General features: G+C 43.5%; 13 protein-coding genes. 5 read left to right on the forward strand and 8 right to left on the reverse strand.

Annotated features, from left to right (window positions below; translation table 11 throughout):
• Positions 1-298: 298 nt before the first annotated feature.
• On the forward strand, positions 299-2641 hold the full coding sequence (arcB, locus tag OV592_RS03515) for an aerobic respiration two-component sensor histidine kinase ArcB (protein ID WP_406610413.1): 2343 nt from the start codon (positions 299-301) through the stop codon (positions 2639-2641).
• 269 nt (positions 2642-2910) lie between these two features.
• Here the strand turns inward: arcB and OV592_RS03520 are convergent, their stop codons facing one another.
• Together OV592_RS03520 and OV592_RS03525 are read right to left on the reverse strand one after the other, a co-directional pair.
• Entirely contained in the window at positions 2911-3819 is a 909-nt protein-coding gene (locus OV592_RS03520; RefSeq protein ID WP_406610414.1) for a lysine exporter LysO family protein, read from the reverse strand.
• Between the two features lie 149 nt (positions 3820-3968).
• On the reverse strand, positions 3969-4766 hold the full coding sequence (locus OV592_RS03525) for a sterol desaturase family protein (RefSeq protein ID WP_406610415.1): 798 nt from the start codon (positions 4764-4766) through the stop codon (positions 3969-3971).
• Positions 4767-4865: 99 nt separating this feature from the next.
• Here OV592_RS03525 and OV592_RS03530 point away from each other — a divergent pair, with 99 nt between their 5' ends.
• Together OV592_RS03530 and OV592_RS03535 are read left to right on the forward strand one after the other, a co-directional pair.
• On the forward strand, positions 4866-5288 hold the full coding sequence (locus OV592_RS03530) for a GAF domain-containing protein (protein WP_016403527.1): 423 nt from the start codon (positions 4866-4868) through the stop codon (positions 5286-5288).
• Positions 5289-5441: 153 nt separating this feature from the next.
• Entirely contained in the window at positions 5442-6635 is a 1194-nt protein-coding gene (locus tag OV592_RS03535; protein WP_406610416.1) for an HD-GYP domain-containing protein, read from the forward strand.
• A 62-nt stretch (positions 6636-6697) separates the two neighbouring features.
• Here OV592_RS03535 and OV592_RS03540 read toward each other — a convergent pair whose 3' ends face one another.
• Genes OV592_RS03540 through OV592_RS03550 form a run of 3 tightly spaced genes read right to left on the reverse strand, consistent with a single transcriptional unit; the run spans position 6698 to position 8221 of the window.
• Positions 6698-7144 carry a copper chaperone PCu(A)C gene (locus OV592_RS03540; RefSeq protein ID WP_406610417.1) on the reverse strand — a complete coding sequence of 149 codons (447 nt, stop codon included), beginning with the start codon at positions 7142-7144 and terminating at the stop codon, positions 6698-6700.
• A gap of 13 nt (positions 7145-7157) precedes the next feature.
• Positions 7158-7769 (reverse strand): SCO family protein, encoded by a 612-nt coding sequence (locus OV592_RS03545; protein ID WP_406610418.1) that lies wholly within the window; start codon positions 7767-7769, stop codon positions 7158-7160.
• On the reverse strand, positions 7766-8221 hold the full coding sequence (locus OV592_RS03550; protein ID WP_406610419.1) for a hypothetical protein: 456 nt from the start codon (positions 8219-8221) through the stop codon (positions 7766-7768). The genes OV592_RS03545 and OV592_RS03550 overlap by 4 nt, the downstream gene beginning before the upstream one ends.
• Positions 8222-8373: 152 nt before the next feature.
• On the opposite strand from OV592_RS03550, the gene OV592_RS03555 reads away from it, so the two are divergent.
• A complete protein-coding gene (locus OV592_RS03555) occupies positions 8374-9324 on the forward strand; it encodes a DUF6279 family lipoprotein (protein ID WP_406610420.1) in 951 nt (316 codons plus the stop codon).
• On the opposite strand, the gene OV592_RS03560 is transcribed toward OV592_RS03555, so the two are convergent.
• Entirely contained in the window at positions 9257-9862 is a 606-nt protein-coding gene (locus OV592_RS03560) for an acetate uptake transporter (RefSeq protein ID WP_040307594.1), read from the reverse strand. The two genes, OV592_RS03555 and OV592_RS03560, sit on opposite strands and share 68 nt — an antisense overlap.
• A 183-nt stretch (positions 9863-10045) precedes the next feature.
• Between OV592_RS03560 and OV592_RS03565 the strand changes: the two genes are divergently transcribed.
• Positions 10046-10387, forward strand: a complete 342-nt coding sequence (locus OV592_RS03565) for a 5-carboxymethyl-2-hydroxymuconate Delta-isomerase (protein ID WP_406610421.1) — start codon at positions 10046-10048, stop codon at positions 10385-10387.
• A 4-nt stretch (positions 10388-10391) separates the two neighbouring features.
• On the opposite strand, the gene OV592_RS03570 is transcribed toward OV592_RS03565, so the two are convergent.
• Together OV592_RS03570 and OV592_RS03575 are read right to left on the reverse strand one after the other, a co-directional pair.
• Positions 10392-11378, reverse strand: coding sequence for an alpha/beta hydrolase-fold protein (locus OV592_RS03570; protein WP_406610422.1), 987 nt, complete (start codon positions 11376-11378; stop codon positions 10392-10394).
• A 54-nt stretch (positions 11379-11432) separates the two neighbouring features.
• The gene (locus tag OV592_RS03575) at positions 11433-12113 is read right to left on the reverse strand and encodes a MaoC family dehydratase (protein ID WP_016403519.1); all 681 of its coding nucleotides are present in this window, start codon (positions 12111-12113) and stop codon (positions 11433-11435) included.
• Between the last annotated feature and the right edge of the window lie 48 nt (positions 12114-12161).

Raw genomic sequence — 12161 nt, forward strand, 5'->3', positions numbered from 1 at the left:
ATCTTTGGTGTTGAAATTTTGTTCGAGATAAGCGGGCTTTAATCGCGGCGAGCACTTAGAAGCCTAGTGGGCTAAGCAAGAAGTGCTTAACAAAGAGTAAAGTTCGCTTATCCGAACCCTTCGGGCACCATTTCTTAGCCATTTATTCAGCGTTAGCGAGTGATTATTAAGCCCACTTAACTGTACACTCACTGCCTTGCCTAAATGGCTAATAAATTGCTGCAAAAACCATCAGCAAAGATTAACAGACCCTAACATTTACTTAGCTTGCTTCGCGCTATAAAAGGAATCTGGCTTAATGACGCCACTGAAAAATCTTGCCACCTATTACGTTCATTTATTATCTCGATTGGGCGTAGTTAAATTTACCATAAGCTTAGCTAGCGCCATTATTTTAGTGGCTTTGGCAATCCAAATGAGTGTTACCTTCGCGCTTACTGGCCAGGTGTCGTCGGTGGATTTAGTTCGCTCGGTGTTTTTTGGTTTAATTATTACCCCGTGGGCGGTGTTTTTTATGTCGGTGGTGGTAGAGCAAATTGAAGACTCGCGCCAGCGCTTAAGCAAGATGATCCGTAAGCTTGAAAAAATGCGCTCTCGAGACCTGCAGCTTACTAATAAGCTCAAAGCCAACATCAGCCAGCTAAATAATGAGATTGATGAGCGCGAGAAAGCCGAAGCTGCTCGTGGCCAAGCCATGGCCAACTTAGAACAAGAAGTAAGACAACGCCAGCAAGCGCAGCAAGAGCTAGAAGAACACTCTGCCTTGTTGCGTAGTTTTATTGATAGCTCTCCTGATTTGGTTTATTACCGTAATGAGCAAGGCCAGTTTTCCGGTTGTAACTTAGCGTTAGAGCAGCTGGTTGGGCGCTCTGAAAAGCAACTTATTGGCCTCACTCCCTACGACGTTTACCCGGAAGATATTGCCGATAAAATTGTTGAAACTGATCACCAGGTATTTGATAACGATGAACAACTTACCTACGAGCAATGGTTAGAGTATCCCGATGGGCGCAAAGCGTTTTTTGAACTACGTAAGGTGCCATTTTATGGGCGTAATGGTAACCGTTTAGGTCTGTTAGGTTTTGGTCGAGACATTACCGAGAGAATGCGCCATCAAGCTAATATTGAGAAAGCCAATCGAGATAAAACCCAGTTTATTTCGACGCTGAGTCACGAGTTGCGCACTCCGCTTAATGGGGTAGTGGGTTTAAGCCAAATGTTATTAGACACCCCACTTAATGATGACCAGCGCAAACACGTAAATACCATCTTATTGAGTGCGACTACTCTGGGTAATATTTTTAACGATATTATTGACTTAGATAAGTTAGACCGACGTCGCTTTGCAGTATCGCTAGAGCCAATGGATTTTAAAGCCTTAGTCACCGACATTGAAACGCTTACTGAAATGCAGTTACAAAGTAAGGGCTTAGATTTTCGTTTTGAGCAAATTGGCCCCATTCCCAATAGCATCATGGGCGACCCAACGCGCCTGCGCCAAGTGCTATGGAATTTAACCCATAACGCGGTTAAGTTTACCGAGCAGGGCGAAGTTGCTTTAACCATAAAAGCCGAGCCTTTGTCTGAGCAAGAAGTGCAACTTGAATTGATGATTGAAGATACCGGACCAGGCATTCCTCAAGACCAGTTAGAAGAGATTTTTGCCATGTACTACCAAGTAGAAGGCAGTAAATCAGCAACCGGTACCGGCATTGGTTTGTCGGTCTCTCGCCAGCTAGTTCGGGCAATGGGTGGTGACATTAGCGTGAGCAGCAAAGAGGGTGAAGGCTCATGCTTTACCGTTACCCTAAAGGTCACCTTAGATGCTATTCCTGATGAAGCAGAACAAATTGATCATCCTCCATTAGATATTCTGCTGGTTGAAGACGTAGAGCTAAACGTCACCATAGCTAAAGCGCTTCTCGAAAAGTTGGGTCACTATGTTGAGGTGGCAATGAGCGGTGAGCAGGCGCTAGAAGTATTTGACCCAGATAATTTCGACCTGGTTTTATTAGACATTCAGCTACCGGATATGACTGGCTTTGATATTGCCAAACGCTGGCAGGAGCAGTTCGCCGAACAGCACTTACCACCGTTGGTGGCCCTTACCGCCAATGTGGTAAACAGCAAAAGCGAATTTGCTAAAGCGGGCATGGTTGATGTTATTCATAAACCGATTAATCGCAATGCGGTAGTACATTGTTTTAACGGTGTGTTTGCGATAGGTGAAGAGCCAGAAGCAGAGCCTGTAGTAAACCCTAAACAGGCATTAAGTCGCAGCTCTATGCCGATCTTAGATTTAGATTTAGTTGAGCAGTTTTGCGAGACCATTGGGGTAAAAGTGCTTAACGATAGCATCAATTTGTTCAAGCAAGTGATGCCCGATTACATGAAAGTACTCGAGAGTAACTTGTTTGCAAAAGACCAGGATGGCATTGCCTCTGAGGCGCATAAAATTAAGGGCGCTGCGGGCTCGATAGGTTTAGCGAGAATCCAGCGTTTAGCCAACAAAATTCAATCACCAGAACTTCCTGCGTGGTGGGATAATGTTGAAGACTGGATCCACCAACTTAGTCACGATTACCCAGAAGATTTGAAGCTATTAGACAAGGCCATTGCCGACTTTAATAACAATGATTAGGGTCTGTTGCTCTTTGGTGTTGAAATTTTGTTCGAGATAAGCGGGCTTTAATCGCGGCGAGCACTTAGAAGCCTAGTGGGCTAAGTAAGAAGTGCTTAACAAAGAGTAAAGTTCGCTTATCCGAACCCTTCGGGCAGCATTTCTTAGCCATTTATTCAGCGTTAGCGAGTGATTATTAAGCCCACTTAACTGCACACTCACTGCCTTGCCTAAATGGCTAATAAATTGCTGCAAAAACCATCAGCAAAGATCAACAGACCCTAATGCCCTTAGACAAAGTTAACCAGTAGTAAAATCATTACCGGGCAAAGTAGGCTAAGAATAAAGCCGCTGGCAATGGCTACTGGCACTAGTTGGTTGCCGCCAGCACGCTGTAGCATAGGCAAGGAGAAGTCCATGGCAGTTGCACCGGCATAACCAATAGTGGCGGCGGGTGAGCGCTGCATTAAAACTGGAATTAATAGCAGGATAATTAGCTCGCGGCTTAAATCGGCAAAAAAGGCAGTACTACCAATTAATGGTGTTGCTGCTTTACTTAACAAAGCGCCCGATAGTGAATACCAACCAAAGCCACTGCTCATGGCTAAGCCTAGGTTTAGCGGTAAGTCGAACAAGTAAGCAGTAATAGCACCTGCAGGTAAGGAGCTAAGCACCATCACCACCGCAATAATTAAGCCGCGTCGATTAAGTAGCATCTGGCGAACACTAATACCGGCACTTCGCAGCTCGATACCAATACAAAAAATTAGCAGAATAAGTGCGTATTCGGCCAATACTGACTGAGCGGGTAATTGTTGCTGGTAAGCCAAGCCCGAAACTAAACCGATTATCAACAGCGCGATAAGCAACGCAGGTTCTTTAAACATCGCAAGCATGTTATTGCTTTTTTTGTGGATAGGTTCCGCGGCTGGCATCGCCAAATAGCGCCCCACAAAGTACAAGGCACTCAGGTTGAAGGTGAGCAATAAACTCACTAATACTGCGCTTTGACTAAATAGTTGAATAATATTTTGGCTAAGGTTATCAATAAAGGCCAAGCCATAACCCATCAAAAATAGAATCAGATATAGCATCCAGCTACTTAGTCGGCGAATAGTAAGCAAGGCCGAGGGATGTTTTACGGGAATCATGTAACCGACAACTAATGCCCCTAAAATCATCAATAAGCTGCTATACATCTCTATTTCCTTATTCGCGCGGAGCTGAAATATAGCAAGGAACTGAGACTCTCACCAAGTGGAGTTTTGTAAAAGGTTTTTTGGTGACGCTTTGGTTATGTAGGAGCTGTTAACTTGAGCTGATTAAGCTATTGCAGATTGGCTTTAGCTTATTTGCTCGGTGAGCGAAACGGCAGGCTTAATAAGCCTTTGAGTTGGCGGTTATCTTTAGCATTAGGCCAGTGACTTAGGCCAAATTTCAGTTGGCTATGCCCATCTTGCGGTTGAGCGACATAACTATGAAACAGTCTATCCCAAACCGCCAAATTAAAGCCGTAGTTGGCATTATGTTCATGATATCTTTGCGAATGATGTACTCGGTGCATATCAGGAGTGACAAGCAACTTTCTTAAAAATGCATCTAGTTTTAAGGGTAGCTTTAGATTGCTGTGATTGAACATCGCCATGCCATTTAGTATCACCTCAAATAAAAACACCGCCAATACCGGCACGCCAAGCAATGTAATTAAGCCTAGTTTTATCAGCATCGATAAGGCTATTTCGATAGGGTGGAAACGTAATCCAAGGCTTACATCATAGTCTGGGTCAACATGATGCATACGGTGAATTCGCCACAGCCAAGGCAGCGAGTGAAATAACCTATGTTGCCAATAAATCGCCAGATCGAGCAAAATTACACACAAAGGTACGGCAATGGCTGCGCTAAGGTTTAGCTGATTAAACAAGCCCCATTGCTGATGTTGCGCCCAATTAGCAAGCGCTAAGGTGGTGATAGGAAATAGCAGCTTTAAACATAAGCCATTTACTAGGATTAACCCTAAGTTGGCTGGCCAGCGTTGGGAGCGGGGAATACTGCGTTTGTGCCGTGGCCAAGCTATTTCTAGCAGCATAAAAAGGGCCAACAGCCCAACAAAAATACCTAAACGCCAAAACTCGAGTGTTTGCATGGACCAAAGTATACTAAGCATTGTTAAAACAACAACCAAATCTAAGCTAAGATTAGCTTATTGTTAATAAGCTTTTTTTGAAATTGTTTGGAGTGAGCGATGGACGTGCAACAGTGGTTGAAGGATGCAGCTCAAGCCTTTGATATGCAACTAGGGATTATCAGCAATATCCAAGATAATCGTTACGTAGTGCTGGCGGCCTATTCTAGCCTTGATTTAGTGCGTGCTGGCGATGAGTTTCCGGTAGATATGACCTATTGCGCTGATGTGATAAGCCAGGAGAAGGTATTGGCTTATCACCAAGTGGGCGCCATGACCGAAATGTGCTTACACCCTTGTTATCAGGCTATGCATTTAGAAAGCTATATCGGCATTCCTTTAGTCAAGCATGGCGAAATTATAGGAACACTTAATTTCTCCTCTTTAGAACCAAAGAAACAAGGGTTCTCAGATAAAGATATGGAAAAAATTCAAGTGCTAGCCAATGAATACTTAGAACTGGCAGATTTAGCAGTTGATTAAACTTTCGAAAAAATTTACATTTCGTTTCCCTTTTTTGATAGCGATAACATTCTACACTTCTAAGGAAGGCTATTTTTTTTGATTGCTTTAGTATTATTCAAGCAGTGTTTTTCTACCTTTAGCCGTAATTTGGATGAGTGATTGCCAAGCCGTATGACAAGCCCTAAAGCCGATATAAGAACCATCAACATTGATGCCCTAAAAGAAGGTATGTTTGTTGTATCCATTACCAGCCAAACCGGCAAAACCAGCATTGCTCAATCTGGGCGTATTACTCAGGCTAAGCAAGTTACAGTTCTAAAGAATAAAGGGGTAAAAGTTGTAAATGTAGATTGGTCCAGAAGCGTGTTTGCAGAACAGGAATCGGAACAAAAATCTACCGAAATAAGCAGCTCAAGTAGTAAGCCGAAGAAGCGTAGCGGTGAAAGCGAAAAGCAAGCCGCTAAAAAGTTGTTTAACGAAGCTAAAAGCTTACAAACCAAATACTTTAAGCAGCTACAACAAGGAGAACCCATTGATATTGAACCAATGGAAAAAGCCGCTGAAGGTTTAATTGACTCCCTAGAAAACCAAAGCAACGCCATGTTGTGTTTGGCCAAAATTCGCGCCAAAGATAAGTATTTGATGGAGCACTCTCTTAACGTGGGGATGCTACTGGCATATTTTGGCCGTTCGCTTGGTATGAACCGAACTAAGCAAAAGCAATTGCTAATGGGCGGAATGTTACATGATATCGGTAAGATCAATACTCCCGATGAGATCTTGCACAAACCTGGCCGGTTAACTGACGACGAGTTTGTGATTATGCGAGAGCATGTGGTGCACAGCCACAATATTCTTAAAGAGCAAGAAGGCATTAGCAAGATCATGCTTGAAATTGCCAGTAATCACCACGAACGTTTGGATGGCCTGGGTTATCCAAACAAATTAAAAGGCGATGAGTTATCGGCTTATACCCGTATGGCCAACATTGTAGATTGTTACGATGCGCTAACCGCCGACCGAGTTTACAAAAGTGGTATGCCGCCTACGGCCGCGTTCCGAATTTTGTTATCGGGAGTTGGCACTCAGTTTGATAAAGCCTTGGTTGAAAAGTTTATCCGTTGCATGGGCGTCTACCCAGTCGGCACCTTAGTCAAACTAAAATCAGGTAAGTTAGGCGTAGTGGTTGAGCGTAATGAACTTAAGCCTCTACAGCCAGTGATTAAGCAAGTATTTAATACTCTAACCAACACCCACACTGAGGTTAAGTTAATAGACCTAAGTAAGTATGCGCATGAAGAAATAGAAAGTGCGGTATCTGCGCGTGACTACGGAATATCCTTAGACAGGTACTTGTCTGAATAGCCAAATATTAAATGGGATTAAGCGCAGACTTAATCCCAAAAATCTCTTTATATGGTCGAAATTTAGTGGTGGTGCTTCATTTTGTGCATCACCTTTTTAACTGGCACTGTGAGCTGTTGCTGACTGCCATCGGAAAACACCAGCGTTAATTCCACTTCTTCACCTTCGGCAAATTTGCTCGCTAAATCAAATAGCATTAAGTGCAAACCGCCCGGCTTTAGCTCTACCTGTTTACCCGCTGGAACCTCGATTTTTTCCACTTGACGCATTTGCATAACATCACCGTCCATCAACATGGTGTGTAATTCCACACGACCTGCTGCAGGCGTGCTGGCCGATACTAGGCTAACCGTTTGCTCACTGTTGTTGTTCATTTGCATGAAAATAGCGCTGGTGGGTGCATTAGGTGGAGTGGCTCTCGCATAGGCGTCGTTAACGGTAATAGCGGCATCATTGGCTGCTAGGTGAACGCTAAATAAAAGACTGAGAGCGAGCAAGATTGAGCGCATGGTTAATCCTTTTTTATTGAGGAAGTAATTGTTGAATTTTGGTGACTAAAGGCTCTGGGTCTAGGGTGTGTGGCACTTTTGCCAGTAACTCGCCTTGAGCATTTAAGAAATAAAAAAATGAGTTGTGGTCAACGCTGTATTCCAGTTGTGAGTCGGGAATATCTACATACTTATAATACACTCCCAAGCTTTGGGTTAAGCCTAATAGCTGGCCTTCTTGTGGGCTTAAGCCAACGATATCTGGGTGAAAATAACCTGCGTAGGTGGAAACCGTTTCTGGGTCATCACGTTTTGGGTCAACACTCACAAACAAGCTTTGCAATTGCTGGCGTTGCGGCTCTGATATTCCCTGCAGCGCAGCGCTAAGTACCGCTAAAGAGGTTGGGCAAACGTCTGGGCAGTGGGTAAAACCAAAGTAAGCAATATAGAGTTGTTTATCGTTATTCAGTTCAGTAAAGCGCCCGTCACTACTGGTAATTTTGAACAAGTTTGTGGGCACTGTAGCAATCACTTTATTGCTTACCGCCGCTTGTTTAGGGCTAGAGTCTGCAGAAAACCATTGAAAACTCATAACTCCGGCTAATCCACTAACAATAATTAGAGCGATCCATGCTAGGTATTTCATTGGCTATCTACCTCAAAACTAAGAGCAACAGGTTGGGTGGGGTCTAAAGAAACAATTTCTGCTCGCCAGCGCATTTTTCCAGTGTTACAAATCGGCAGCAAAATATCCGATTGATAGTGACCATGTTCGTTGGGCTCTAGCTGCAGGCTGATTTCCCCCATGTACATTTCTATCCCTTGTAAACGGAGTTCTAGGCTTGGAGGGTTTTCTTGGTTGGTGTTTAACTCAAGATGCTGGCTTAACATGGCGGGAAGTTGGTCATTAGGTAAAGTTAATTGCCATGTTTGCTCATCAACTTGCCACTCACAGCGACCATTATGCAATTGTTGGCAGTGCTCAAAGTCTAGTGCTTCAAGCTGTTGTTGCTGCCAATAACTTACACCGATGCCAAGCCCAAAAGCGCCAGCAATAACTGCTAATACCAGTAATAATTTCTTAGTTAAACCAACCAATTAACCATCCATTGCGTGCTTGGTTTCACGCCACCATTGCAAGTAGGGCTAATCTACTCCGCTTGAATTAATCTCACAAGCCTTAATAATTAAATAGCTGCAGAGTGAGAACTATTTCCGGTTCTTTGGGTCTGTTTATTAAAGGAGGTGTTATGCAAACGAAGCCTTTTAGATGGATACTGATATTGATACTCAGCGGCTTACTGAGCGCCTGTGGTATGCGCTTTGTGTATAACAACCTTAACTGGCTGGCTTACTGGTACATCGATGATTACATCGAAATGAACAGCGAGCAAAAAGCAGCTTTTAAACCCATGTTAAAAAGCTGGCTGGTATGGCACAGGAATGAACAGTTGCCGGTATACTTGGCTCAGCTTCAGCTGTTTCATGCTCAAATCAATAGTGGTATAAGCCAACAACAATTATTAGAGCAAGTAGATGCTTGGCAAGAGCATTATCGAGTATTGGCTGGTCATGTGTATCTTGATGTAGCGCAGCTCGCACAAACTGCTTCTTCGCAGCAGCTATCAGACTTTATGGCTAAGCTAGCCGAGCAACGCGAAGATAGCGACCGCCAACAAAGCCATTATGATTACCGTATTGAACACATCTCTAACAGTGTTGAGCGCTGGCTTGGCGATGTATCTCCCAAACAACAACAGGTAATAGAGCAGCTGGCTAAGCAGCTAATTGATACTCGCGCCGATTGGCACAACGTGCAAAGTCGTTGGCAGCAATATTTGGCTTATTCTCTAAGTGGGCAAAGTAAGTCGGAAAATTTTGAGCAAGAATTTTATGTATTGATGGTGAATTCAGAATCACTCTGGCCGCCTGGCTTAGCTGAACGTTTCTATCATAATCGGCAATTGTGGGCACAAGGCATGAGCGAAATATTAGCGCTGGCCAATAAACAACAAAAGCGTCATATCTTAGCTAAGATAGACGCTTATATTGAAGATCTTCAATCACTTATAGAAGACAATCCACAACCTGCAAAGCCAGATGTGGTGGCAAAGCTAGTTAAGCAATTAAGGCTTACGCAGCCACTTTTAGTGGCGCACTGTTGTCTTCAAACTTCATCGGACGACCAACAGGCAAAATAGTACGGCCATATTCAGCATTAAGTACTTGGGCCATTGCAAAATAGATAGCCGACAGACCACAGAAGATGCCTTCGTAGCCAGCAATAGTGCCAATCAGTTCACTGCCTGTGAAATCGCGAATTGCCAATAGCGCAAACAAAATGGTCAAGCTGCCGAATACTACTTGTTTAGCTGTTGGGTAACGTAATGAGCCCACAAACATGAACGCAGTGAACAAGCCCCAAAGTGCTAAGTACCAACCCATAAAGGTGTGAGGGCTAGGCTCGGCTAAGCCCATTTTAGGTAACACCAACAAGCCGACTAGAGTTAACCAGAATAAGCCGTAAGAGGTAAAGGCAGTAGTACCAAAAGTATCACCGCGTTTGAAGCACATAATCCCTACAATTACTTGAGATAAACCACCGTAGAAAATGCCCATAGCCAAAATCATTGCATCAATTGGAAAAAATCCGGCATTGTGAATGTTTAGTAACACGGTAGTCATACCGAAACCCATCAATCCAAGTGGGGCTGGGTTAGCGGTAGTAGTATTGCTCATAGTCGATGATTCCAAGTAAAAGGTTAAAAAAAGCACAGTGCTCCAAGGGCCGTGCATTATCTGAGCGAGCATACTTGATAGGTGTGATCTAGATCAACAAAAGCTTGGTTTTTATAAATTGTATTACTAAATAAATTTTTCTATCGTAAAACATAAATTTTTAGCATGTGTGAAGTACCGAAAATGCCGCATTGTATTGTTGAATATTCTCAAGACTTGAGTGAGCAAATTACTATTAGTGAGGTTTTAGCTAAGGCTTTTAATTTACTCAAAAATAGTGGTGAGTTTGAGCCAACAGCGATTAAGCTACGAGCCATTGCTTATCAAGATGTATTGAGTGGTTTAGACGATCACAGCTTCTTACATCTGCGTTTGCACATTCTTTCTGGAAGAACGACTGAGCAAAAGCTAGCCTTAACCACTGCGCTAGTAGAGGGACTCGGTGCAGAATTGCCCATGGTAAAAAGTATTAGCGCTGAAGTGTTAGATATTCAGCGCGAGAGCTACATAAAACGAATTAGTTAGCGGTTTAACCTAACTCAAATTTATCTAGTAGGGTGAGGCGAGTAAGGGCTAGCTGAGTGTGCTTGGCTTGCTCGATAAAGCGTAAGCAACCTATTTCACAAAACAGTAGATCTTTGGTCACCGGATAAAGAGTGAAGCTGAGCTCGTTGTCTTGTAGGTCTTTACAAAGCAGCTTAAGCCCCTGTTTTTCGCAATAACTAATGCTGACATAGTCATGCTGATTACCGTAGTCACCAGCAAGATGACTTAAATCTTGAAAACTTTGCCGTTCACTTTTTGGGTTTGGATTCGTTTGTTCAAATAGCCAGGTCCAAAAACTATTAGTGGCATAAAAATCGTCCCAAATATTGTGCTCATGCTGCGGGTACCACGTGCTTTGTAGCTGAGCTTGGCGCTCCATTTGGCCAAGCTTATGCGCTAGCTCTACAGAAAACTCTGCTGGGATTACTTGGTCTTTTAAGCCATGAGCTAACCAAATTGGTAGCTGATTAAGTCGTTGGTATAGCTCTTCGCAAACGGGGCGAGCTGGCAAGTTTAATGACCACGGCGCTAAGCGATTAGGATCTCCCGCCGCCAATATACTTAAGGCAGCAAAGCGCTGTGGTTGCGCTAAGGCTAAATTGGTAACGCCAAAACCGCCCATGCTTAAACCCGTTAAATATATTCGCTGTTTATCGATGGAAAACTGCTGTTCTATTTGGTCAAGTAAGCTGATCAGCTCTGCGATGGCCCAACCGTCGCGACCTTCCGGCACATGTGGGCTAATACAAATAGCGTCTAGGTGATGCTGTTGTAAGTAGCTATTGGGGCCAAAATTAAGCAGCTTTTCAATCTCACCGCCTATTTCCCCACGACCATGCAGAAACAGTACTAAAGGGTAATGTTTAGCGCTATCTAGCGAGCTAAGCTGACTCAGTAAATACTGGTAGGAAGGTTTATTTTGATGAGTATGCTGTTGAACAGAGATGGAATGAGAATGCGCTGTGTTCACGTTAAGCTCCTTTAACTAAACCCTAACGTGAACCATCATAGCGAGTTGTGGCGACTAAAAATAGAGACGAACTACCGATTCAACCACACAAGCTGGGCGGCGACAGCCTTCAATTTCTACGGTAATTTCTTTTACTAACTCTAAACCTCGCTTAATTGGTACAACCTTGGTCAAACGGGTACGCGCTCTAATCCGGTTATTTACCTTAACCGGGTAAGGAAAACGAACTTGGTTGATGCCGTAATTCACCATCATTTTTGCTGATGGATAAAGCGGTTTATCTGGGTCAACACTTTCGGTAAGTGCTGGCAGCAAGGACAAGGTTAAAAAACCATGAGCAATGGTGGTTTTAAACGGTGATTCTTCTGCGGCGCGCTGCGGATCGGTGTGTAACCACTGGTGATCTTTAGTGACATCGGCAAATTGATTAATTCGCTCTTGGGTGACATTGAGCCAATCACCAATGTGGATTTCTTCACCCAGCTGCATCGACAGCTCTTCTAACAAGGCTTCAGCTTTTGGATGTAATTCTATGGTTTCTTTAAAACTGGCTTGTTGCTCACCATTGGAGCTTAATTGGTGTTCTCTTACCCAGTTAACTAATTGACTATCATGAGCTTTATTTAGAAACTCAATCCAGTGATCGCGAATTGCAGGCGACAGCCAATCTTTCAATTCAAATGGGTTTTGGGCTAGCATTTCACGCTTTTTCTTAATAAAATCAACTACTTTCATATTTACTCTCTAATGCGTACCGGCCCAACAACTGACATATTCTAAAAT

This window comes from Agarivorans sp. JK6, assembly GCF_045277145.1.
Taxonomy (GTDB): domain Bacteria; phylum Pseudomonadota; class Gammaproteobacteria; order Enterobacterales; family Celerinatantimonadaceae; genus Agarivorans; species Agarivorans albus.